Annotated in this window: 19 protein-coding genes; 8 read left to right on the top strand and 11 right to left on the bottom strand. The window is 64.9% G+C overall.

The window, feature by feature from the left end; all coding sequences use genetic code 11:
• Positions 1-340 precede the first annotated feature (340 nt).
• The 3 genes from msrQ to clpB form a co-directional block, all read right to left on the bottom strand.
• The gene (msrQ, locus tag ACO2Q5_RS04735; protein WP_423288451.1) at positions 341-949 is read right to left on the bottom strand and encodes a protein-methionine-sulfoxide reductase heme-binding subunit MsrQ; all 609 of its coding nucleotides are present in this window, start codon (positions 947-949) and stop codon (positions 341-343) included.
• Positions 949-1,866: a protein-methionine-sulfoxide reductase catalytic subunit MsrP gene (gene msrP, locus ACO2Q5_RS04730; RefSeq protein WP_423288450.1), complete on the bottom strand. Its 918-nt coding sequence runs from the start codon at positions 1,864-1,866 to the stop codon at positions 949-951. The genes msrQ and msrP overlap by 1 nt, the downstream gene beginning before the upstream one ends.
• 132 nt (positions 1,867-1,998) lie before the next feature.
• Entirely contained in the window at positions 1,999-4,614 is a 2,616-nt protein-coding gene (gene clpB, locus ACO2Q5_RS04725; RefSeq protein WP_423288449.1) for an ATP-dependent chaperone ClpB, read from the bottom strand.
• A gap of 259 nt (positions 4,615-4,873) precedes the next feature.
• On the opposite strand from clpB, the gene ACO2Q5_RS04720 reads away from it, so the two are divergent.
• Positions 4,874-5,323 (top strand): hypothetical protein, encoded by a 450-nt coding sequence (locus tag ACO2Q5_RS04720; protein ID WP_423288448.1) that lies wholly within the window; start codon positions 4,874-4,876, stop codon positions 5,321-5,323.
• Here ACO2Q5_RS04720 and ACO2Q5_RS04715 read toward each other — a convergent pair.
• Both ACO2Q5_RS04715 and ribA read right to left on the bottom strand, forming a co-directional pair.
• Positions 5,310-5,828: a L,D-transpeptidase family protein gene (locus tag ACO2Q5_RS04715; protein ID WP_423288447.1), complete on the bottom strand. Its 519-nt coding sequence runs from the start codon at positions 5,826-5,828 to the stop codon at positions 5,310-5,312. The genes ACO2Q5_RS04720 and ACO2Q5_RS04715 overlap by 14 nt on opposite strands.
• The gene (ribA, locus tag ACO2Q5_RS04710; RefSeq protein ID WP_423288446.1) at positions 5,825-6,913 is read right to left on the bottom strand and encodes a GTP cyclohydrolase II; all 1,089 of its coding nucleotides are present in this window, start codon (positions 6,911-6,913) and stop codon (positions 5,825-5,827) included. Before ribA ends, ACO2Q5_RS04715 begins: the two co-directional genes overlap by 4 nt.
• A 152-nt stretch (positions 6,914-7,065) precedes the next feature.
• Here ribA and ACO2Q5_RS04705 point away from each other — a divergent pair, with 152 nt between their 5' ends.
• The 3 genes from ACO2Q5_RS04705 to ACO2Q5_RS04695 all read left to right on the top strand — a co-directional run bounded on the left by ACO2Q5_RS04705 (position 7,066) and on the right by ACO2Q5_RS04695 (position 9,687).
• Positions 7,066-7,752, top strand: a complete 687-nt coding sequence (locus tag ACO2Q5_RS04705) for a response regulator transcription factor (RefSeq protein ID WP_423288445.1) — start codon at positions 7,066-7,068, stop codon at positions 7,750-7,752.
• Between the two features lie 223 nt (positions 7,753-7,975).
• Positions 7,976-8,665: an aspartate/glutamate racemase family protein gene (locus tag ACO2Q5_RS04700; RefSeq protein ID WP_423288444.1), complete on the top strand. Its 690-nt coding sequence runs from the start codon at positions 7,976-7,978 to the stop codon at positions 8,663-8,665.
• 233 nt (positions 8,666-8,898) lie between these two features.
• Positions 8,899-9,687, top strand: coding sequence for an exodeoxyribonuclease III (locus ACO2Q5_RS04695; protein ID WP_423288443.1), 789 nt, complete (start codon positions 8,899-8,901; stop codon positions 9,685-9,687).
• Between the two features lie 51 nt (positions 9,688-9,738).
• On the opposite strand, the gene ACO2Q5_RS04690 is transcribed toward ACO2Q5_RS04695, so the two are convergent.
• Both ACO2Q5_RS04690 and ACO2Q5_RS04685 read right to left on the bottom strand, forming a co-directional pair.
• Positions 9,739-10,029, bottom strand: a complete 291-nt coding sequence (locus tag ACO2Q5_RS04690; protein ID WP_423288442.1) for an SH3 domain-containing protein — start codon at positions 10,027-10,029, stop codon at positions 9,739-9,741.
• A gap of 108 nt (positions 10,030-10,137) precedes the next feature.
• Positions 10,138-10,749, bottom strand: a complete 612-nt coding sequence (locus ACO2Q5_RS04685; RefSeq protein ID WP_423288441.1) for an alpha-ketoglutarate-dependent dioxygenase AlkB family protein — start codon at positions 10,747-10,749, stop codon at positions 10,138-10,140.
• Positions 10,750-10,938: 189 nt separating this feature from the next.
• Here ACO2Q5_RS04685 and dnaK point away from each other — a divergent pair, with 189 nt between their 5' ends.
• The 3 genes from dnaK (at position 10,939) to radC (ending at position 15,003) form a co-directional block, all read left to right on the top strand.
• Entirely contained in the window at positions 10,939-12,852 is a 1,914-nt protein-coding gene (dnaK, locus tag ACO2Q5_RS04680) for a molecular chaperone DnaK (protein WP_423288440.1), read from the top strand.
• A 73-nt stretch (positions 12,853-12,925) separates the two neighbouring features.
• On the top strand, positions 12,926-14,077 hold the full coding sequence (dnaJ, locus tag ACO2Q5_RS04675; RefSeq protein WP_423288439.1) for a molecular chaperone DnaJ: 1,152 nt from the start codon (positions 12,926-12,928) through the stop codon (positions 14,075-14,077).
• Positions 14,078-14,235: 158 nt separating this feature from the next.
• Positions 14,236-15,003, top strand: a complete 768-nt coding sequence (gene radC, locus ACO2Q5_RS04670; protein ID WP_423288438.1) for a RadC family protein — start codon at positions 14,236-14,238, stop codon at positions 15,001-15,003.
• Here radC and ACO2Q5_RS04665 read toward each other — a convergent pair.
• The 4 genes from ACO2Q5_RS04665 to secA all read right to left on the bottom strand — a co-directional run bounded on the left by ACO2Q5_RS04665 (position 14,994) and on the right by secA (position 21,163).
• Complete coding sequence (locus ACO2Q5_RS04665; protein WP_423288437.1) at positions 14,994-15,698, bottom strand: class I SAM-dependent methyltransferase; 705 nt, start codon at positions 15,696-15,698, stop codon at positions 14,994-14,996. The two genes, radC and ACO2Q5_RS04665, sit on opposite strands and share 10 nt — an antisense overlap.
• A complete protein-coding gene (locus ACO2Q5_RS04660) occupies positions 15,685-17,202 on the bottom strand; it encodes a phosphate ABC transporter substrate-binding/OmpA family protein (protein WP_423288436.1) in 1,518 nt (505 codons plus the stop codon). The genes ACO2Q5_RS04665 and ACO2Q5_RS04660 overlap by 14 nt, the downstream gene beginning before the upstream one ends.
• A gap of 24 nt (positions 17,203-17,226) precedes the next feature.
• Positions 17,227-18,246, bottom strand: a complete 1,020-nt coding sequence (locus ACO2Q5_RS04655; RefSeq protein WP_423288435.1) for a hypothetical protein — start codon at positions 18,244-18,246, stop codon at positions 17,227-17,229.
• A gap of 166 nt (positions 18,247-18,412) precedes the next feature.
• A complete protein-coding gene (secA, locus tag ACO2Q5_RS04650; protein ID WP_423288434.1) occupies positions 18,413-21,163 on the bottom strand; it encodes a preprotein translocase subunit SecA in 2,751 nt (916 codons plus the stop codon).
• Between the two features lie 183 nt (positions 21,164-21,346).
• On the opposite strand from secA, the gene ACO2Q5_RS04645 reads away from it, so the two are divergent.
• Entirely contained in the window at positions 21,347-22,228 is an 882-nt protein-coding gene (locus tag ACO2Q5_RS04645) for a peptidylprolyl isomerase (RefSeq protein WP_423288433.1), read from the top strand.
• Positions 22,229-22,309 lie beyond the last annotated feature (81 nt).

Here is a 22,309-nt window from a genome sequence, read left to right as displayed (position 1 = left end):
ATTCCTTCAGCACAGCGTCCCCGCCGCGCCTCCCTCAACCTTCCTGCCGTCCCCCGCTTTCGCTTCGTTCCGTCTGGTCCGTTTCGGTGAGGCGGTATTTACGGAGAGCAGCTGAAAGCCGCAAGAGCCTTTTTTCCGGTAAATTCACAAAATCTTCGCAGGGCTCTGAAATCATCAACAAAACAAGGCGTTTTTGGGCTCATCTTTTTTGGGCCGGGCCGGTGATTTTCCGGAGAAACCCGGCCTCGGGCAAGAATCTGTCGCAAATCACCCGATTCAAAGTAAGGAAATTCAACCACTTGGCGCGAATCTCCCGAATCCCCCGTGGATTCGGGGTGAATCACCGCGTACCGGGTCGCGATTTCGGCCAGAACCGGACTGCCAGCAGCGAAATCACCGCCGCCAGCCAGATCCAGCCCTCGGTCGAGACCACTTTCATCTGCCAAAGGTAGTGCACGACGCCCAACAGGACCGCCGGGTAAACCAGCCAGTGCAGCCTCCGCCAGTTCCGCCCCAGCCGCCGGACAGAGGCGTTGTTCGAGGTGACCGCCAGCGGGATCAGCATCGCGAAGGCAAGGATGCCGAAGAAGAGATAGGGCCGCTTGATCAGGTCGGCTGCGGCCTGAGCCCAGAGCATGCCCATATCCAGCACCACCCAGGCCACCAGATGCAGTGCCACATAAAGGAAGGCCAGCAGCCCGGCGGCGCGGCGGAACCGCAGCAGGTTCAGCCCGGCAAACCGGCGCAGGGGGGTGATGCACAGCCCCCCCACCAGAAACCACAGGGCGATCTTGCCCAGGGTATGCTCCACCTCTTTCACCGGATCGGCGCCCAGATCATTGGTGAAGATACGCCAGACCAGCCAGGCCAGCGGGATCAGTCCCGCCAGATAGCCAGCCCAGGACGGAACGCGCCGCAGCGCGTTGTTCACCGCCTCGACCGCGCGCATCAATAGTTGGCCCGCAGGTCCATGCCGGAATAGAGCCCGGCCACCTGATCGGCATAGCCGTTGAACATCAGCGTGTCCTGCCGCCCGCCGAACAGCCCGGCGCCGATCTTGCGCTCGGTGGCCTGCGACCAGCGGGGATGGTCCACCTCGGGGTTCACATTGGCATAGAAGCCGTATTCCTGCGGCTGCAGGATATTCCATGTGGTCGGCGGTTCGGCCTCGGTCAGGGTGATCTTCACGATGCTCTTGATCGACTTGAAGCCATATTTCCACGGCACCACCAGACGGATCGGCGCGCCATTCTGCTTTGGCATCTCCTCGCCATAAAGCCCGGTGGCCAAAATCGCCAAGGGATGCATCGCCTCATCCAGCCGCAGCCCCTCGACATAGGGCCAGTCGATGCCGCCGCCGCGCTGACCCGGCATTTCCTCGGGCCGCAACAGGGTCTGGAAGGCCACATATTTGGCACCCGGCTGCACGCCCACCCGGTTCAGCAGGCCGGAGAGCGGAAAGCCGATCCAGGGAATTACCATCGACCAGGCCTCGACACAGCGGAAGCGGTAAATCCGTTCCTCCAGCGGCTGCCCCTTCACCAGATCGGCCAGATCATAGGTGCCGGGCCGGTCCACCAGCCCGCCGATCTCGACCGCCCACGGGTCCACGGTCAGCGCGCCGGCGTAGGATGCGGGGTCTTCCTTGCCCCAGCCGAATTCATAGAAGTTGTTGTAGGTGGTGATCTCTTCAAAGCTGTTCGGCGTTTCATCCGTGGACAGCGGGCTGGGGCTGGCGGTGATCTTTGCCAGCGCAGGACCGGTCACCGCCAGCGCCGCGGCCGAGGCAATGATCTGTCGCCGGTTCAGCCAGCCGGACTTCGGGGTGACGTCTGCCCATGTCAGGGCCTTGCGAAACGCGTTCATCGTCTTCTCCGCCGTTGAGATCACTATACCCCAATACGGGGCGGGCCGGGCCAGAGTTGCATGGCTTCACGCATCTGTGCGCAAAAAAGAACGGGGACCCGAAAGCCCCCGTTCCGTCTGTGTCAGTCTTTCTTAGTGCAGCGGCACCTGTGCGGGCCGTTCGCGGCGCGAGGCGATCACCCGGTCACCGACGATCAGCCCCTCGGCCCCGGCAGAGACGGTGACCGTGGTGCCGTCCAGCACATCGCCCGCCAGCAGCATCTCGGCCAAAGGATCCTGCAGCTGGCGCTGGATCACCCGCTTCAGCGGGCGGGCGCCAAACACCGGGTCATAGCCCTCTTCGGCCAGCCAGTCCTTCGCCGCCTGATCCAGCTCCAGCGTGATCTTGCGCTGTGCCAGACGTTTCTCCAGCCGCCGCAGCTGGATATCGACGATGCCGGACATATCCGCCCGGTTCAGCCGGTCAAAGATGATCTGCTCATCCAGACGGTTCAGGAATTCGGGGCGGAAATGCGCCCGCACCGCCTCCATCACCTCGCGCTTGGCCGCCGTGGCATCGGCGCCTTCCGGCAGTTCCGACAAGGCCCGCGCCCCAAGGTTGGAGGTCAGGATGATCAGCGTCTGCTTGAAGTCCACGACGCGGCCCTGACCGTCGGTCAGACGGCCATCGTCCAGAACCTGCAGCAGCACGTTGAACACGTCCGGATGCGCCTTCTCCACCTCGTCGAACAGCACGACCTGATAGGGCCGCCGCCGCACCGCCTCGGTCAGGACACCGCCTTCGTCATAGCCCACATAGCCGGGCGGGGCGCCGATCAGGCGGGCGACCGAATGCTTCTCCATGAATTCCGACATATCGATGCGGACCATCGCGTTGTCATCGTCAAAGAGATAATTGGCCAAGGCCTTGGTCAGCTCGGTCTTGCCCACGCCGGTGGGGCCAAGGAAGAGGAAAGAGCCCAGCGGCTTGTTCTCATCCGAAAGGCCCGCGCGCGACCGGCGCACGGCGCGGCTGACGGCTTCCACCGCCTGACGCTGCCCCACGACACGGGCGGCCAGTTCGTCTTCCATCCGGAGAAGCTTGTCCTTCTCCCCCTCCAGCATCTTGGAGGTCGGAATGCCGGTCCAGCGTTCCACCACTTCGGCAATCTGCTCAGGCCGCACCGATTCAGAGACCATCTCGGTCCCCTCGCGGCCCTCAGTCTCGCCCAGCTGCTTTTCCAGCGCCGGGATGCGGCCATATTGCAGCTCACCCGCCTTGGCGAAGTTGCCTTCGCGCTTGGCCTGCTCCAGCTCGGCCCGGGCGTGATCCAGTTGCTCCTTCAGCCCGCGAGCCGCCTCAAGGCTGTCGCGTTCCGCCTGCCACTTGGCCGTCATCTCGGCCGAGCGGTCCTTGAGGTCGGCCAGTTCCTTCTCCAGCCGCTCCAGCCGGTCCTTCGACGCCGCATCATCTTCCTTCTTCAGCGCCTCGGCTTCGATGGTCAACTGCAGAATCTGCCGGTCCAGCTGGTCCAGCTCCTCGGGCTTGGAATCCACCTCCATCCGCAACCGGCTGGCGGCTTCGTCCACCAGGTCGATGGCTTTGTCGGGCAGGAAGCGGTCGGTGATATAGCGGTGCGACAGCTGCGCCGCGGCAACAAGCGCCGAGTCGCTGATCTTCACCCCGTGGTGCAGCTCATACTTCTCCTTGATGCCGCGCAGGATGCTGATCGTGTCCTCGACCGTGGGCTCCGTCACCAGCACCGGCTGGAACCGGCGGGCCAGGGCCGCGTCCTTTTCGATATACTTGCGGTATTCGTCCAGCGTGGTGGCGCCGACGCAATGCAGCTCGCCCCGGGCCAGCGCGGGCTTGATCAGGTTCGCAGCATCCATCGCGCCATCGGTCTTGCCCGCACCGACCAACACATGAAGCTCGTCGATGAACAGGATGATCTCGCCGGCGGCGGTCTCGATCTCTTTCAGGATCGCCTTCAGACGCTCTTCGAACTCGCCGCGGTATTTCGCCCCGGCGATCAGCGCGCCCATGTCCAGAGCCATCAGCTTCTTGTTGCGCAGGGATTCCGGCACGTCGCCGTCAACGATGCGCAGAGCAAGCCCCTCGGCAATCGCGGTCTTGCCCACGCCCGGCTCCCCGATCAGCACCGGGTTGTTCTTCGTCCGGCGGCTCAGCACCTGCATCGCGCGGCGAATCTCTTCGTCGCGGCCGATGATCGGGTCGATCTTGCCCTGCTCAGCCGCTTCGGTCAGGTCGCGGGCATATTTCTTCAGCGCCTCCATCGTGTCTTCCGACGAGGCGGAATCGGCCGTGCGGCCCTTCCTGATGTCATTGATCGCGGCATTCAGGCCCTGCGCCGTCACGGCACCCGCCGTCAGCGCATCCTTGGCGCGGGTGTTCACCAACGCCAGCGCGGTCAGCAGGCGTTCCACCGGGACAAAGCTGTCACCGGCTTTCTTCGCCACCTGCTCCGCCTCATCCAGCACACGCACAAGGCTCGGGTCGATGTAGCTTTGACCATCGCCGCCCGAAACCTTCGGCAGTTTCGAGATCGACAGATTGACCGCTTCATTGACACGTTCAGGCGACCCGCCCGCCTTGCGGATCAGATTCGCGGCCAGTCCCTGATCGTCATCCATCAATGCCTTCAGCAGATGGTCGGGCAGCACACGCTGGTGGCTTTCCCGCATCGCAATGGTCTGCGCCGCCTGAAGGAAACCGCGCGACCGTTCGGTGAACTTTTCCATGTTCATCCGTCTTCTCCTTTTCCAAGCACCGCCCCGCGAACGCCCTGAAAAGGCACGTCCGCACCGGCCTTGGCCTCAATCTGGGGCGGGCCGGTTCCGGGTTCAAGAGCATGCGCCCGGCGGGCCACAGATTCCGCACCGCAGCACGGCTGGTCCTTTTTCCGCCGATCCGGGCAACATGCATCGGCGGCAAAGCCCGGCCCCTGAACCCGCGGCCTTGCGTGCCCCGCCGCCTGCCCGCACCCTGCCCGAAAAAGGAATGCACATGGCCGAGCGTCTGGAACCCATCCTGCCCCAAGTCCCCATCGAGGGCATCGCCATCCACATCGGGCGGGCGGGCCTGTGCATGGGGGATGAGGCGCAGGCCCAGCTTCTGCCGGACGGGCGCGTGGGCATCTTTGCCCGGGTAAAGCGCCCGCTTCTAGGGCTGATCCCGGCCCGGCGCCCCACCTATCTGGGCCATCTGGGCCCGGTGGCCGCGCAGGTCCTTGCGCCCGCGCTGGCCGGGGGGGTGGCGCTGCGGCTGCGGGTGGTCGTGCTGACGCCCGAGCATCTGGCCACCTCCGGTCCGCCTGAAATCTTCGTCTCGGTCTGGGGAGATCCCCGGCAGATTGCGCCCTATCTGCATCTGCCGGACCTGTTCGTTCCACCCCCGCTGGAGGATCTGGCCGCGGTGCGCCAGGACCCCGGCCCCGTGCACCTCAGCCCTGCTTAGGCGCCATACGCGCGGGCACGATCAGCCGCGCCCCGGGCCGCAGCGCTGCCGCGATGGCGCGCAGATCGCCCGGCGCCAGCGCGACACAGCCCGCCGTGGGAAAGCCCGGCCGCCGCCAGCGGTGCAGGAAAATCGCCGAACCCTTGCCCGGCTGCGCCCGCGGCCAGTTCCAGTCCGTCACAAGGATCAGGTCATAGAGCGGATCGGCCCGGCACAGCCGTTCATGGCTGAACCCATGCGGCGCGCGGACCATCAGATTATAGTCTTCATCCCGCGGATCGTCGGACCACAGATCGCCCGGCCGCAAGGGTACCGCCCAATCGGCGGGGGGCGCGATGCGGTCCGGACGATAGAGCATGCCGATAATCCGGTGCGACCCTGCAGGCGTGGCGCCGTCGCCCTCACGCTTTGCCGTGGTGACGCCGCCCCGCCCCCATGTGCAGGGATAGCGCCGGCCGCCGAACAACAGGCCCGTGGGCGTCAGCAGCAGGTCGCCCGGCCTCACAGCAGATGCCCGGATTTCGCGGCCTTGGTCGCCAGATAGGCGGCATTCTCGGCGGTGCGGCCCACCTTCAGCGGCACCCGCTCCACCACCTGCAACCCGCAGGATTCCAGCATGGCCACCTTGCGCGGGTTGTTCGTCAGGAGCCGCACCCCGCGGAACCCCATGCCGCGCAGGATCTCGGCCCCGATGCGGAAATCGCGCTCGTCATCCTCAAACCCCAGACGGTGGTTGGCCTCGACCGTGTCGAAGCCCTGATCCTGAAGCGAATAGGCCCGCATCTTGTTGGCCAGACCGATCCCCCGGCCTTCCTGATTGAGATAGAGCAGCACGCCCGAGCCATGTTCCCCCATCTGCGTCAGCGCCGCGCGCAATTGCGGGCCGCAGTCGCATTTCAGGCTGCCCAGCACATCGCCGGTGAAACAGGCCGAATGCAGCCGCGCCAGCACCGGCTGGCTGCGGTCGGGCTGGCCCACCTCGATGGCGTAATGCTCATCGCCGCCGTCATCGGGACGGAAGATATGCACCCGCCCTGCCCCGGCCGCCGCCATCGGCAGCCGGGCGGACACCACCTCATCCAGCGGCGACAGGCGCGCCAGCTCCGGCCCGATCTCATCCAGCCTGAGCAGCGTCAGCCCATGCTGCGCGGCAAGTTCCAGCGGATTGCCCACCCGCACCAGCAAAGCCGCGGGCAACAGGTGCGCCGATTTCGCCAGCAGGATCGCCGCGCGGTGCAGATCCGCCGGCCCTTCGCGCAAAGACCGCAGCGGCCCCTTCATCGGCACCCGCAGGTCATCGACCGGATCGGCCAGCGCACAGATCCAGCCCAGATCCACATCACCCGGCACCACGATCCGCGCCAGATCACCGTCATAGGCGCGGGCCTTCAGCGTCTCGGCCCGCCAGCCGGTCAGCGCCAGTTCCGGCGTGCCAAGGCCGCGCAGTTCGGCCAGCCGCGCAGGCGCCATCGCTTCGACCGCCACCGCCAGCGCCGCCGTTCCCGCCCCGGTCAGCACCACCGGCACCCCCATGCGCAGATCGCCCCGCGCGCGGGACAGGCGTTCAACGATATTCGGGCCAAGGGTCATGCTGCGGTCTCCTGCCCCCTTTCTCTAGCCGGTGGATGACAGGATTGAAACATTCCCCCGCGCACCGACACGTCGGCGTGAGGGCACTGAAGCATCCCTTGCGGGGGGCGTGATCGGGGCGCATCTGATTTTCACGAAAAGAGGAGGCCCCCATGGCGCAACTTCGCAAGATCCTGCTGGTGGATGACGACGACGATCTGCGCGAGGCGCTGTCGGAACAACTGGTGATGACCGAAGACTTTGACGTGTTCGAGGCCCGCACCGGGGCTGAGGGGATGGAGAAGGCCAAGGGCGCCATCTACGATCTGGTGATCCTTGACGTGGGCCTGCCCGACACCGACGGCCGCGAACTGTGCCGCCGCATGCGCAAATCCGGCGTGAAATGCCCGATCATGATGCTGACCGGCCATGACACCGATTCCGACACCATTTTGGGCCTTGATTCCGGCGCGAATGACTATGTGACGAAGCCGTTCAAGTTCCCGGTCCTTCTGGCCCGCATCCGCGCGCAGCTGCGCACCCATGAACAGTCCGAAGACGCGGTGTTCCAGCTGGGCCCGTATACCTTCAAACCCGCCCAGAAGATGCTGGTGGATGAGAAGGACAAGAAGATCCGTCTGACCGAGAAAGAAACGAATATCCTCAAATTCCTCTACCGCGCGCAGACCGGCGTCGTGCCGCGGGACGTGCTCTTGCATGAGGTATGGGGCTATAACGCGGGGGTCACCACCCATACGCTGGAAACCCACATCTACCGCCTGCGCCAGAAGATCGAACCCGATCCTTCGAACGCCCGGCTTCTGGTGACGGAATCGGGTGGCTACAAGCTGGTGGCCTGAACAGGCGTTACAAAAAGTCCGAAGGTCGTATTGTCGCCCGATTCAACCGTTATTAACTGAGTATGGGCGACATTGTTGCCCTGACGAATCCCCTTGCCGTGCCGGGGTTATGACACGGCATCCTCCCTGTTGGACCTGGCCGGGCTTTTGCCCGGCCTTTTTTTGTCCGTTCGACAGCGGCGCCGCGCCGGTCTAGCCTGCCCCGCACAGAAAGGGGGCTGACATGAAAACCATCGGCATTCTGGGCGGCATGTCCGCCGCATCGACCCAGATCTATTACCGCGAGCTTTGCGCCCTGACGCGCGGCAGGCTGGGCGGGCTGCATTCGCCCGATCTGCTGATCCGGTCGCTGGATTTCGTACCGATCGCGCAGCTTCAGGCCGCAGACCGGTGGGAGGAGGCCGGGCAGATCCTGAACACGGCGGCCCGCGCGCTGGAACAGGGCGGGGCCGGGTTGCTGATCCTTGCCACCAACACCATGCACAAACTGGCCGGTCCGATGATGCAGGGCGTCTCGATCCCGCTGCTGCATATTGCCGATGCCACCGCGCAGGCGATCCGCGCGCAGGGGCTGCGGCGGCCCGGACTGATGGCCACCGCCTTCACCATGGAGCAGGCCTTCTACACCGACCGCCTGCGCGCCGCCGGGCTGGAGGTCGTATTGCCCGGCGCCGATGACCGCGCCACCACGCACCGCATCATCTATGATGAGCTGTGCCGCGAGATCGTGACCGAAGAAAGCCGCGCCGCCTATGAGGGAATCGCCGCCCGGCTGATGGCGGCAGGGGCCGATTGCCTGATCCTTGGCTGCACCGAGGTGGGCATGCTGCTGCACGCGGGCAATGTGGGGGTTCCGGTCTTCGACACCACGCTGGTGCATTGCGCCGCCGCGCTGGACCTTGCGATGTCCTGACAGGCATTGACAACCCTTGGTTGTGGCCGAAAAGTCGCGGTCCGGGACAGAGTTTTGCGCCGAAAAATCCCCGGAACCAAAAGGCCGGTTCCCGTGTTATCCTCTCGTTACCTCCCTGTTGGACCTTGGCCCGGTGTGTTGGTTTTTCCGCCGGGCTTTTCTTTGTCCGGCCGCTGGACGCTTGCCCCGCCCGGCCCCTGACCGTAGTCTCCCGACCAGAACAGGAGACGAACATGCCCTTCACCCTTGCCACATGGAACATCAACTCGGTCCGCCTGCGCGAGGGGCTGGTGTCCCGCCTGCTGACCGAAGAAGCGCCGGACATCCTGTGCCTGCAGGAGATCAAGACCCCGGTGGACAAGTTCCCGACCGAAGCCTTTGCCGCGCTTGGCTACCGTTACATGGTCGCCCGCGGGCAGAAGGGCTACAACGGGGTGGCGATCCTGTCCAAGCTGCTGATCGAGGATGCGGGCGACCGCGATTATGCCAGCCTCGGCCATGCCCGCCATGTGGCGGCCCGGCTGGAGAATGGTGTCACCATCCACAATTTCTATGTCCCCGCGGGCGGCGACATTCCCGACCGGGAGCAGAATGTGAAATTTGGCCAGAAGCTGGATTTCCTGACCGAGATGCGCGACGCCTTCCACGCCGACCGGCCCGAGAAAGCAATCCTAGTGGGCGACCTGAACATCGCCCCGCGCGAAGATGACGTGTGGAATCACAAGGCGCTTCTGAAGATCGTCAGCCACACCCCGGTGGAGGTGGAGCATCTGGGCGCGGCGCAGGACGCCGGGAACTGGGTGGATGTCACGCGCAAGGACATTCCCGAAGGCCGGCTTTACAGCTGGTGGAGCTATCGCAGCCCCGACTGGGACGCCGCGGACAAGGGCCGCCGGCTGGACCACGTCTGGGCCACGCCGGACATTGCGAATGCCGCACACGGCAGCCGCATCCTGCGCCCCACCCGCGGATGGGAGCAGCCGAGCGACCACGTGCCGGTCTTCGCCAGCTTCGACCTCTGACGCAAACGGGCGGCGGACCTTGGCCCGCCGCCCGTTTCCCTCTGGCCCGGATCAATAGCCGTAGCCGGACTTCTTCTTTTTGCCATAGCCGCAATGGGCGTTCGAATCAGCCAGATACTTGGCCGAGACCCAGCCCCGCTGCCCCTCCCACGACACCTGCACCCAGCCGTCCTGCCAGTCATAGGCGGTCACGCTGGCGCATTTCGGCAGATAGCCGATCACATCGTAATAGGTGCCCGGCCCGCTGCGGAAATTCACGCCCGAGGTGGTCCACGACCCTGCCAGTGCGGCGAAGGGCAGGGTTGCGGTGATGACGGCGGCGGCGATGATCTTGCGGAACATTCTGAAATCTCCTGTCTTTTCCAATCCGGCCCGGCGAACCATCCGCCGTCCTTGATGAAGACAGAATGCCCGTTCGCCGCGGGCCGCGCTGTTCCGCGGGGAACAGGGTCAGGCGCCCTGAACCACCCGGCAGGTCAGGTTGATGCGCCCGCCCTGCGGCAACAGGGTAGACGATCCGTGGCGCACGCGGTCCACCCCATGCCACGCCAGCCGGGCCGCCCCGCCCATCACCAGCACATCACCGGATTTCAGCCAGAAGCTTTCTGTCGGGGCGGGCGTCTCCACGCCGCCCACGCGGAACAAAGCCTCATCCCCCAAAGAGACCGACAGCACCGGATAGGAAAAATCCCCCTCGTCCCGATCCTGATGCAGGCCCATCCGCGCACCCTCACCGTAAAAGTTCACCAGACAGCAATCCGGCGCCCGCTCCAGCCCGGTCAACCCGTGCCACAGGGCCAACACGGCGGGCGGAATCGGCGGCCAGACCGCGCCCGAAGGATGCCGCGGCTCATAGCGATAACCGCGCCGGTCGGTTACCCAACCCAGCCGCCCGGCACTGGTCATCCGCACGCTCATCTGCCGCCCGCCGGGGGTGACCGGCGTATAAAACGGGGCGGCGGCGGCAACCTGCCGAAGCGCATCCACCAACGCCTCTTGCGCGGGACGGTCCAAAAGGCCCCGCCACAGCCGGAATCCCCTGATTTCCACCGGATCGGACAAACTGCCTCCTTCCGCATCACCGCGGAAAATTCGCGCAACACGATGTCGCGGAACCGTTGCAGGCGCAAACCCACCTGCCTATATACGCCCAGTCAAGCAAAGGGGATCACCCCCGATGCACCCATACCCCGGCGGGGGTGCCGAAGCATCGGGCCCGCGTCGGAGGATCGCCTGAAGAAAGGGATAGCTATGGCCAAAGTCATCGGTATCGACCTCGGCACCACCAACTCCTGCGTTGCCATCATGGATGGCGCCCAGCCCCGTGTGATCGAGAACAGCGAAGGTGCCCGCACCACGCCGTCGATCGTGGGCTTCACCGATAATGAGCGTCTGGTCGGCCAGTCTGCCAAGCGGCAGGCCGTCACCAACGCCACCAACACCGTCTTTGCCGTGAAACGCCTGATCGGCCGCCGTCTGGGCGACGCCGAGGTGGAAAAGGACAAGAAGCTTGTCCCCTATGCCATCGTGGACGGCGGCAATGGCGACGCCTGGGTTCAGGTCCGCGGCGAGAAATATTCTCCGTCGCAAGTGTCCGCCTTCATCCTGCAAAAGATGAAGGAAACCGCCGAATCGTATCTGGGCGAAACCGTCACGCAGGCCGTGATCACCGTTCCGGCCTATTTCAACGACGCGCAGCGTCAGGCGACCAAGGACGCCGGCAAGATCGCGGGACTTGAGGTTCTGCGCATCATCAACGAACCGACGGCGGCCGCGCTGGCCTATGGTCTGGACAAGAAGGAAACCAAGACGATCGCGGTCTATGACCTCGGCGGCGGGACCTTCGATATCACCATTCTGGAAATCGACGACGGCCTGTTCGAAGTGAAATCGACCAACGGGGACACGTTCCTGGGCGGCGAAGACTTCGACATGCGGATCGTCCAGTATCTGGCGGATGAGTTCAAGAAAGAGCATGGCGTTGACCTGACGCTGGACAAGATGGCCCTTCAGCGCCTGAAAGAGGCGGCGGAAAAGGCCAAGATCGAACTGTCCTCGTCCCAGCAGACCGAGATCAACCAGCCGTTCATCTCGATGGACAAGAACACCGGCCAGCCGCTGCACCTTGTGGTGAAGCTGACCCGGGCCAAGCTGGAAAATCTGGTGGGTGACCTGATTACCAAGTCGATGAAGCCCTGCGCCGCCGCGCTGAAAGATGCCGGCGTGTCGAAGGATGAAATCGACGAGGTCGTTCTGGTCGGCGGCATGACCCGCATGCCGAAAGTCATCGAGGAAGTGACCAAGTTCTTCGGGAAAGAGCCCCACAAGGGCGTGAACCCCGACGAAGTCGTCGCCATGGGCGCGGCCATTCAGGCCGGCGTTCTGCAGGGTGACGTGAAGGACGTGGTTCTTCTGGACGTGACGCCCCTTTCGCTGGGGATCGAGACTCTGGGTGGCGTCTTCACCCGGCTGATCGACCGCAACACCACGATCCCGACCAAGAAGTCTCAGGTCTTCTCGACCGCCGAGGACAATCAGAACGCGGTGACCATCCGCGTGTTCCAGGGCGAGCGCGAGATGGCGGCCGACAACAAGATGCTGGGCCAGTTCAATCTGGAACAGATCCCGCCCGCCCCGCGCGGCGTGCCCCAGATCGAGGTGACCTTCGACATCGACGCCAACGGCATCGTGTCGGTGTCCGCCAAGGACAAGGGCACCAATCGCGAGCAGAAGATCACCATTCAGGCCTCGGGCGGCCTGTCGGATGACGAGATCGAAAAGATGGTCCGCGACGCCGAGGCCAATGCCGAGGCGGACAAGGCCCGCAAGGAAGTGGTCGAAGCGAAGAATCACGGCGAAAGCCTGCTGGATTCGACGCGCAAATCGATCCGGGAGCATTCGGACAAGGTCGATCCCTCCACCATCGAGGCGATCGAACTGGCGATGAGCCCGCTGGAAGACGCGCTGAAAGGCGAAGACGCCGGCAAGATCAAGTCGGCGATCCAGAACCTGACCGAAGCCGCGATGCGTCTGGGTGAGGCGATCTACAAGGCGCAGGCGGCCGAAGGCGGCGGCGCCCAAAGCGATGACGACCCGCGCCCGGTCGACGACGACGATATCGTCGACGCCGACTTCGAGGATCTGGGCAACAACAAGCGGAAGTAATTCCGCCTGAGCCGGAACAGGGGGGCGGTCTGGCAACGGACCGCCCTTCGCCGGTCAGGAAAGGGGTTTTGCAATGGCAAAACGCGATTACTACGAAACGCTTGGGGTCGCGCGCGGCGCCAGCGCGGACGAGATCAAGAAGGCCTATCGCAGCAAGGCGAAAGAGCTTCACCCCGACCGCAATGCCGACAATCCCAAGGCCGAGGCCCAGTTCAAAGAAGTGAACGAGGCCTATGACGTGCTGAAGGACGCCGACAAGAAGGCGGCCTATGACCGGTTCGGCCATGCCGCGTTCGAAGGCGGCATGGGCGGCGGTGGCGGCCCCCGCGGCGGGTTCAACCAGCAGGGCGACTTCGCCTCCAGCTTCTCGGACGTGTTCGAGGATCTGTTCGGCGATTTCATGGGCCGCGGCGGTGGCGGTGGCGGACGTCAACGCGCACAGCGCGGGTCCGACCTGCGCTATAACCTGCGCGTCACGCTGGAAGAGGCGTTCAAGGGCGTCCAGAAGACCATCAACGTGCCGACCTCTGTCGCCTGCGACACCTGCCACGGCTCGGGCGCCGAAGGCGGGGCGGAGCCGCAGACCTGCCCCACCTGTTCGGGCATGGGCAAGGTCCGCGCGCAGCAGGGCTTTTTCACCGTCGAACGCACCTGCCCCACCTGTTCGGGCGCGGGCCAGATCATCAAGAATCCCTGCAAAACCTGCCACGGCGCCGGCCGGGTGGAGAAAGAGCGGCAGCTTTCGGTCAACATCCCGCCCGGGGTGGAAACCGGCACCCGCATCCGTCTGGCCGGTGAGGGCGAGGCGGGCCTGCGCGGCGGGCCGCAGGGTGACCTCTATATCTTCATCGAGGTGAAAGAGCATCCGATCTTCCAGCGCGATGGCGTGCACCTGTTCTGCCGCGTGCCGATCTCGATGCCGAACGCCGCCCTCGGCGGTGAGGTCGAAGTGCCCACCATCGACGGCGGCCGCGCCCGGGTGAAAGTGCCCGCGGGCGCCCAGTCGGGCAAGCAGATGCGCCTGCGCAGCAAGGGCATGCCCGCCCTGCGCGGTGGTGGCAGCGGCGATATGGTCATCGAACTGGCGGTGGAAACCCCGGTGAACCTGACCGCACGGCAAAAGGAACTGCTGCGCGAATTCGAGAAACTGTCCGAGGAGAACAACCCCGAAGGACAAAGCTTTTTCTCGAAGGTCAAAGGGTTCTGGGACGGGATGAAGGGCTGAACGCCGCTCATCGTCTCCCTCTGGGCGCTCTTCGCAGCTGAGCTTTGCGAGGAGCGCCGGCCCTTCTTTTCGGGCGCCTCGCGGGAAGCGTCCAAGGCGACGACGAGCCCCCTGATTCGTTAACCGCTTCTTCACCATGTGCTGCCAGCCTCTGGCCCATGGCACAATCCGGTCTCTCCGATGGCGCGCTTCCCCTGTTCACCCCCGATCCCGCGGGGGATGAGGCGGAGGGGACGCCGCTTCCCGAACGGCTCCCCAGCTATATCCGCGACCACCGCGCCCGGCTGCGCGCCCGGTTTGCCGAAGGCGGCGCTGCGGCCATGCCGGATTACGAACTGCTGGAGCTGATTCTGTTCGCCGCCATTCCGCGGCAGGATGTCAAACCGCTCGCCCGGCTACTTCTCGACACGTTCGGCGATCTGAACCGGGCGATCACCGCGCCCCTTCCGCGGCTTCTGGCCGTGAAAGGCGTCGGCGAACAGGTTGCCCTTCATCTGAAAGTGGTCGAGGCCGCGGCACAAAGGATGATGCGCGCCCGGGTGATGAACCGCCCGGTGTTGTCCTCCTGGGATGCGCTTTTGGACTATTGCCATACTGCCATGTCCCATCGCGAAACCGAACAGTTCCGCATCCTGTTTCTGGACCGCAAGAACGTGCTGATCGCCGATGAGGAACAGGCCCGCGGCACGGTGGACCATGTGCCCGTTTACCCGCGGGAGGTGGTAAAACGGGCGCTGGAGCTGAATGCCAGTGCGCTGATCCTTGTCCACAACCACCCGTCTGGCGACCCTACCCCGTCGGAGGCCGATATTTCCATGACGCTGCAGATTCAGGATGCCTGCCGGACGTTGAACATTACCCTGCACGATCACCTGATCATCGGCAAATCGCGGGAGCTGAGCCTGCGGTCGAAAGGCTATCTCTGACCCTGCGCGCGCCGCGCCTGACGCTGGGCTTTGCGTTTCTGCGCGATGCGCTCCTTCTCGGTATCGGCCAGAAGTTCCAGCGCGGGCAGGCGGGCCAGTGCGGACGGGCCATTCTCCGGCCGGATCAGATACCACGAACGGTAACGGTTATAGGCCGCTTCTGAGGTGCCCTCGGTCACCTGCACCGGCACCCCCAGCTGTCCCGCCACATGATGTACCGCCCAGACCACCAGCGGCCAAGTGCCAATGTCATAATCATCCCCGGCCAGCACGCCGCCCGGTTTCAGCTTCGCATACCACTGGATCAGGGTGCGGCCGCCCTCCTCGCCGGTATGGGCATAGCCGTCGCAATAGATGAAATCGAAGAACCCGTCGGGGAACAGGTCCAGCGCCTGATCGAAGGTCATCCGCAGCAGGCGGTAATCCTCGGTCAGGCCCACAGTCTGCAGCGCAGCCTTGTATTCCTGCAGGCCATGGCCGTCGCCATAGACATCCACGCCCCAGAATTGTGCGAACCGGCCGGACTGCACCATCGCGGCAGAGAACGACCCCGCCGCCACCCCCAGTTCGATCCCACGATTGGCATGGCCGGTCAGCGGCGCGATCACATCGGCCCGCTGCGTGCCCGGGATCAGCCGAACCTCCGCCGCGGGAATCATGGCGCGCACCTCGCGCCGGAACTCAGGGCGATGCATCGGCCTCTCCTTCCGGGGTGAAATCGGGCACGATCCACAGCTCGACCCTGCGGTTCAGCCGCCGCCCGATGGCGGTTTCGTCGCAAGCCATCGGCAGCGCCTCGCCAAAACCTTCGACCACCGGCAGCTGCGCCATGGTCAGATCCGGCGCCAGGGCGGCCAGATCCTGCCGCACCCGCTCGGCCCGGCCGGTCGCCAGCGCCAGATTGGCCGCGGCCTCGCCGTTGCCGTCCGAAAATCCGGCCAGAATCAGCTTTTGCGCCGGAAATCTGCCAGAGGCGATCAGCCGTGCCAGCTGCGCCAGATTCTCTTGCGAACTTGCATCCAGAACCGAAGTGCCCTCTTCGAAACGGAAGGTCAGCGACAGCCGGTCTGCACCGTCCATCACACCGGCCAGCCGTTTCAGATCGGCCAGCGTCACATCCTCACCCGCGCCCTGAATGGCCTTCAGCAGCCGCAGCCCGTCCTGCGTCATCGGCGCGCGTTCGACAGAACGGTCGATATAGCCGGCCCCGGCCACGCTGGCATCGGCGGCAGGCGTGGCGAGGAACTCCAGAAACTCCCGCGCCAGAAGCGGCAGGCGGCGCGGTGGCGGGTGCAGGAACAACGGCAACGCCAGCGGGTAATCCTCGGACTTGACCGAGATCGACCGCGGCAGCAGCGGAAAACCACAGCTGTCGGTCAGCGGCAGCAGCACCGCGGGCCCGATCTGTGCCTGTCCGGTGATGGCCAGCGCCCAAGGGTCGCGCGCCACCGCCTCGGCCAGAGTGGCCATGTCGGGATGGGTGACATCGGCCTGCACCGGCGCCCCCAGCCGTTCCGTCAGCGCCAGCCCCATATCCGTGCCGGGTGCCAGCGCATGCAGAACAACGGGCATGTCCGGCCCGCCCAGATCGGCCCAGTTCTTCGCCTCGCCCGACAGGGCCCGCGCCAGATCCACTGTGGAAACCCGGGGCGTCGGATTGCCGGGTGACATCACCGGCACCAGCGCATCCAGCGCGACCGGCCGGGCGTTGTCCGCCTTGCGCGAGGACAGGACGAACTCTGCCGTGCCCGCGGCAAGAGCCGCATCGGCCAGATCAGGCTCGGCCGGAGCAAAGGACAGTTCGGCCAGGACCCGGCCGTCCTGCGGGTCCAGCAGCGTGGCAGCCCAGACCACACCTTGCCCGACTTCGGCGGGCCGGAAGTCCAGCCCGCGCGCGGCGGCAAAGGCCTGCCACAATCCGGGCAGCAACACCGCCGCACCTTCGGGGGCGCCGGTCATCCGGATCACCGCTTTGGGCGCGGTCAGATCCGGGCAGGCCGGACCTTCGCAGATCACCCCCTGTGCATCCACCGTCAGCGGACCATAGGACGAATCGATCCGGTAGAATTCGCCGTCAAAGCCCAGCAGGATGCCGGACACCTCGACGCTGCCTTCGCGCGACAACAGCGTCACATCCTGTGCCGCGGCCATGCCGGAAAAGGCAAGCGCGGCGAAGACCGCCGCGCGCAAGCAATTCATCCGCATTGGCCCCTGCCCGACCCTCTAGTTCGCGGCGAGTGTCGTTTCCGGGGCAAGATTATTCAACACCAGAATGTCGCCCGTGGCATCGCAGGCGGGCATTGCCAGCGTCAGGTCGGTCACGGTGACCTTGCCGCCCTTGGACAGCAGCGTCTCTCCCAGCAGCTCTCTTCCGCAGGTCAGGTCGGTCACCGCGGATTCGACCACCGGCTCGGCCTTGGTCGCCGGGGGCCAGGTGTAGACCGCCGCCATCATCGGCAGGTCCAGTCCCGGATTGCCCAGCGAAACCATATAGCCGCCCTTGGCCGAAACCGGATTTTCGGCCGAGACATGGCCCGGCGTGCCATAGGCGGCGCCATCCTCATAGGCCTGAAGCTGGAAAGCATCGTCGCCCATCCATTGCACGGCGAACCGCTGCATCTTGTCCAGCCCGGTGATCGCCACGGCGGAATGCGCCACCTCGGCCCCGGGGAACAGGGCCGACACCTCACCCTTCGCATCCAGCGCGGGCAGGTCCAGCATCAGATTGCCCTGGGCATCCAGCGATTCCGCAACAGCCAGACCGGCATGGCGCAGGACAACACGCTCTCCCGCGGCACAGGGGGCCGCGATGGATACTGCGATCATCGCCTGGGGTGCGGCCGTCAGCGTCAGAGAGACATCGCAGGACGCGGCGGGGCTGACCGGAACGGCGGCCACCGGCGGCTTTGCCGGCACATCGTCGGTCAGTGCGGCCAGTTCGACCGCCGGTTCCCCGGCGGGGGTCACGGGTTCTGCCGTCATCAGGGGTGTATCGGATGGAAGGCTTCCGGCAACAGGCGGCGGCGTCTCTCCGCCGCCCAGCAAGGCACCTGCGGGCAGCAGCGGATCGGCGGCCTGCGCGGGGGCGACGACAGGTTCAATCTTCGTGGGCTGTGGCGTCACGGCGGCGGTCTGGACCGGCGCGGCCGTCTCCGGAGCCATGGTCTTCTGCACCAGATGGCCCGCCGCCAGCGCGACGCCCAGAACGGCACCGGCACGAATCAGGCTGCGTTTTCTGTCCATTCTCTTTGCCCCCGGCAAGGATGTGTCACCTGCCGTTATCGCCTGAGAAACGGGCAATCCCGTGGCGCGGATGGGGTATGTTTCCAGCCGCATCGCGCCGGAAATGCAAAGGGGCGGCCGAAGCCGCCCCGTTATCGCCGCAATCCCGGGCTTCCGGGCCGCAGGTTCAGGCCAGCTTGCCGTGGCAATGCTTGAACTTCTCGCCCGATCCGCAGGGGCACAGGTCGTTGCGCCCCGGGTTGCCCCAGGTGGACGGATCGGCCTCGTCAAACCCGGCCAGACGCTGCGGCCCGGGCTCTGCGGGCGGCGCTGCCTCTGCCGCGGGCGCTTCGGCGGCGGGTTCATCGGCGGGAAGGGTGGCCAGAACCCGGGCGCCCTGCGCGCCCATCTGCTGGGCCATCATTTGCGCCATCATCTGTTCACGCTCTTCCGCGGTCAGCGGACGGATCCGGCTCAGCTGTTCGGTCACCTGCTGGCGCAGGCTTTCCAGCATGGATTCGAAGATCTGGAAGGCCTCGGTCTTGTATTCGTTCAGCGGATCGCGCTGCGCATAGGACCGCAGACCGATGACGGCCCGCAGATGCTCCAGCCGCTGCAGATGTTCGCGCCATTTGGCGTCGATGGCCTGCAACAGGACCTGCTTTTCGATCTGGCGCATGGTGTCGGCGCCAAAGGCCTCGGTCTTTTCGGCCATCATCTTGTCGGCGTTTTCGATGATCCGCTCGGCCATCGCGGCCTGATCGACGCCTTCTTCGGCGGCCCAGGTCTCAACCGGCATATCCATGTTCAGACGCTGGCGCCCGGCCTGCTTCAGCCCTTCAAGGTTCCAGGCATCCGGATAGGACCGCGGCGGCATGAATTCATCGACCATCTCGTCAATGACCTGATGGCGCATATCTTCGGCAATCTCGGCCACATGCTCGGCCTGCAGGATCTCCAGCCGCTGGCTGAAGATCGCCTTGCGCTGGTCGTTCATCACATCGTCGAACCGCAAAAGCTGTTTGCGGACATCGAAGTTGCGGCCTTCGACCTTGGCCTGCGCCTTTTCCAGCGATTTGTTGACCCAAGGGTGAACGATGGCCTCGCCCTCTTTCAGACCCAGCGTGGTCAGCACCTTGTCCAGACGTTCAGAGCCGAAGATCCGCATCAGGTCATCTTCCAGCGACAGGAAGAAGGACGAACGGCCCGGGTCGCCCTGACGACCGGAGCGGCCGCGCAGCTGGTTGTCGATCCGGCGGCTTTCGTGGCGTTCCGTGCCCAGCACGAACAGCCCGCCCGCCGCCAGAACGCGGGCCTTCTCATCCGCGTGTTCCGCCTCGATCCGGGCGCGCAGCTCTTCGGGATGGGCCTCGGGATGGGCGGCCAGCTCTTCCAGCACCTTCATCTCGACATTGCCGCCCAGCTGGATGTCCGTCCCGCGGCCCGCCATGTTGGTGGCAATGGTCACGGCGCCCGGACGCCCGGCTTCGGCCACGATCTTGGCCTCCTGCTCGTGCTGGCGGGCGTTCAGGACGTTGTGGGCAATGCCTTCGGCGGTCAGCAGGTTGGACAGCACCTCAGACTTTTCGATCGAGGTGGTGCCGACAAGGATCGGCTGGCCCTTCTCATGGGCCTCCTTGATCATCTTGACGATGCCTTCGAACTTCTCGCGCGCGGTGCGGTAGACCTGATCGTGTTCGTCCTTGCGCTGGACCGGGCGGTTCGTCGGGATCTCCACCACGCCCAGCCCGTAGATCTGCATGAATTCTTCGGCCTCGGTGGCCGCGGTGCCGGTCATGCCGCCCAGCTTTTCATACAGGCGGAAATAGTTCTGGAACGTCACCGAAGCCAGCGTCACGTTTTCCGGCTGGATCTTCACGCCTTCCTTCGCCTCGATGGCCTGATGCAGACCGTCGGACAGGCGGCGGCCCTTCATCATGCGGCCGGTGAATTCGTCGATCAGCACGACCTCGCCGTCACGCACGATGTAATGCTGATCCTTGAAGAACAGCGTATGCGCGCGCAGCGCCTGGTTGATGTGGTGGACGATGGTGCTGCTTTCGGGGTCGAACAGATGCTGCGTCTCGGGCAGCACGCCCGCCGATTTCAGCAGCGCCTCGATCGCATCGTTGCCTTCTTCGGTGAAGGTCACGTTGCGGGCCTTTTCATCCACCTTGTAATGCTCGGGGCTCAGCCCCGGCAGCAGCTTGTCGATGGAGACATAGAGATCGCTGCGGTCCTGTGCCGGGCCTGAGATGATCAGGGGCGTCCGTGCCTCGTCGATCAGGATCGAGTCGACCTCGTCCACGATGGCGAAGTTGTGCCCGCGCTGCATCATCTCTTCGACGCTGCCCTTCATGTTGTCACGAAGGTAGTCGAAGCCCAGCTCGTTGTTGGTGGCATAGGTCACGTCGGCGCGATAGGCGGCGCGCTTTTCGGCATCGGGCTGGAACGGATAGACCACGCCCGCCGTCAGGCCCAGATGCCGGTGCACCTTGCCCATCCAGTCCGAGTCGCGCTTGGCCAGATAGTCGTTCACCGTGACGACATGCACGCCCTTGCCTGTCAGCGCGTTCAGATAGGACGGGAAGACGGCAACCAGCGTCTTGCCCTCACCCGTGCGCATTTCGGCAATATTGCCCTGATGCAGGAAAATCCCGCCCATAAGCTGCACATCGAAAGCGCGCAGGCCAAGCGCCCGCTTCGCCGCCTCGCGGCAATTGGCAAAAGCCTCGGGCAGGATGTCATCAAGGCTTTCGCCGTTCTCCTGAACCCGCTTCTGGAATTCCCGCGTCTTCTCGATGATCTGCTCGTCGCTCAGCGCGGCGAACTGCGGCTCCAGCGCGTTGATCTTCGCGACCAAGGGGCGGACCGCCTTGACCTTGCGGTCATTCGGCGTGCCGAAGACCTTCTTCGCGAGCGTTCCAAGACCCAGCATGATCACTCCGTGCGGCGCTTCTTGCGATATCGTGTGAGGCTGTGACTTGCCCGCCCTCACCGCCTTCCATAGAAAAGCCGAGAAGGACCGCAGGCCCCTGCTCACGCGACTGTCGCGATGTAAGGGGTCAGGGTGTCTTAGTCAACGTCGCGCAGCGGCGCGGCCCGATCAGGAGTGGGTGAAATGACGAAACAATTGCGCCTTGGCGCGGCACTGCTGCTGTCCGTGGCCCTGACAGGCCCGGTTCTGGCACAGGAGCAGCCGGCAGCCGATGCGGCTGCGGCCCCCGCCACCGACCTGACCGCCGCCACCGTCGTCGCCACCGTGAACGGAGTGGACATCACGCTGGGCCAGATGATCGCGCTGCGCGAGAACCTGCCCCCGCAATACCTGACCCTTCCCGATGACGTGCTGTTCACCGGCATCATGGACCAGCTGGTCCAGCAGGAGGTTCTGGGTCAGGCCGCCGGGGAGCTGTCGGTCCGCGATCAGGCCAACCTGACCAATGACAAGCGCGGCTATCTTTCCGGCATCGTCATCAACGAAGTGGCCTCTGCCGCCGTCACGGATGAGGCGCTTCAGGCCGCCTATGACGCCAAATACACCAATGCCCCCCCGATCAAGGAATACAACGCCGCCCATATCCTTGTGGACAGCAAGGAAAAGGCGGACGAGCTGAAGAAGCAGCTGGATGAGGGCGCCGATTTCGCCGAACTGGCCAAGGCCAATTCGCTGGACACCGGATCGGGTGCCGCGGGCGGGGAACTGGGCTGGTTCGGTCTGGGCATGATGGTCAAGCCCTTCGAGGATGCCGTCGTCGCGGCAGAGCCGGGCAAGGTCACCGATCCGGTGCAAAGCGATTTCGGCTGGCACCTCGTGCTGGTCAAGGAAACCCGTGACGCCGCGAAACCCACCATCGACGAGGTACGCGAGGAACTGGCCGCCGAGATCGAGAACACCGCGGTCGAGGCGAAGATCAACGAACTGACCACAGCCGCCAAGATCGAAAAGCCCGGCGCCGGATTTGACCCGGCCGTGCTGAAAAACGCCACCCTGATCGACTGAGCGGAGCGCGGCAAATGGCAAAGACCGACTGGAAGGCTGAGGCCAAGTCCCTGAAAAAGAAGGTGAAGGCGCTGAAGGCCT

Origin of the sequence: Neotabrizicola sp. VNH66 (assembly GCF_049445895.1) — a bacterium.
Lineage (GTDB): Bacteria > Pseudomonadota > Alphaproteobacteria > Rhodobacterales > Rhodobacteraceae > Pseudogemmobacter.
Note: the sequence above shows the minus strand (reverse complement) of the source record. Positions and strands in the feature narration are given on the sequence as shown.

Coding starts and splice junctions, on each gene's coding strand:
- ACO2Q5_RS04695 (WP_423288443.1), top strand. CDS start 8,899: ATGCCCTTCACCCTTGCCACATGGAACATCAACTCGGTCCGCCTGCGC.
- clpB (WP_423288449.1), bottom strand. CDS start 4,614: ATGAACATGGAAAAGTTCACCGAACGGTCGCGCGGTTTCCTTCAGGCG.
- ACO2Q5_RS04720 (WP_423288448.1), top strand. CDS start 4,874: ATGGCCGAGCGTCTGGAACCCATCCTGCCCCAAGTCCCCATCGAGGGC.
- radC (WP_423288438.1), top strand. CDS start 14,236: ATGGCACAATCCGGTCTCTCCGATGGCGCGCTTCCCCTGTTCACCCCC.
- msrP (WP_423288450.1), bottom strand. CDS start 1,866: ATGAACGCGTTTCGCAAGGCCCTGACATGGGCAGACGTCACCCCGAAG.
- ACO2Q5_RS04660 (WP_423288436.1), bottom strand. CDS start 17,202: ATGAATTGCTTGCGCGCGGCGGTCTTCGCCGCGCTTGCCTTTTCCGGC.
- ACO2Q5_RS04700 (WP_423288444.1), top strand. CDS start 7,976: ATGAAAACCATCGGCATTCTGGGCGGCATGTCCGCCGCATCGACCCAG.
- ACO2Q5_RS04655 (WP_423288435.1), bottom strand. CDS start 18,246: ATGGACAGAAAACGCAGCCTGATTCGTGCCGGTGCCGTTCTGGGCGTC.
- ACO2Q5_RS04645 (WP_423288433.1), top strand. CDS start 21,347: ATGACGAAACAATTGCGCCTTGGCGCGGCACTGCTGCTGTCCGTGGCC.
- ribA (WP_423288446.1), bottom strand. CDS start 6,913: ATGACCCTTGGCCCGAATATCGTTGAACGCCTGTCCCGCGCGCGGGGC.
- dnaK (WP_423288440.1), top strand. CDS start 10,939: ATGGCCAAAGTCATCGGTATCGACCTCGGCACCACCAACTCCTGCGTT.
- ACO2Q5_RS04705 (WP_423288445.1), top strand. CDS start 7,066: ATGGCGCAACTTCGCAAGATCCTGCTGGTGGATGACGACGACGATCTG.
- msrQ (WP_423288451.1), bottom strand. CDS start 949: ATGCGCGCGGTCGAGGCGGTGAACAACGCGCTGCGGCGCGTTCCGTCC.
- dnaJ (WP_423288439.1), top strand. CDS start 12,926: ATGGCAAAACGCGATTACTACGAAACGCTTGGGGTCGCGCGCGGCGCC.
- ACO2Q5_RS04690 (WP_423288442.1), bottom strand. CDS start 10,029: ATGTTCCGCAAGATCATCGCCGCCGCCGTCATCACCGCAACCCTGCCC.
- secA (WP_423288434.1), bottom strand. CDS start 21,163: ATGCTGGGTCTTGGAACGCTCGCGAAGAAGGTCTTCGGCACGCCGAAT.
- ACO2Q5_RS04665 (WP_423288437.1), bottom strand. CDS start 15,698: ATGCATCGCCCTGAGTTCCGGCGCGAGGTGCGCGCCATGATTCCCGCG.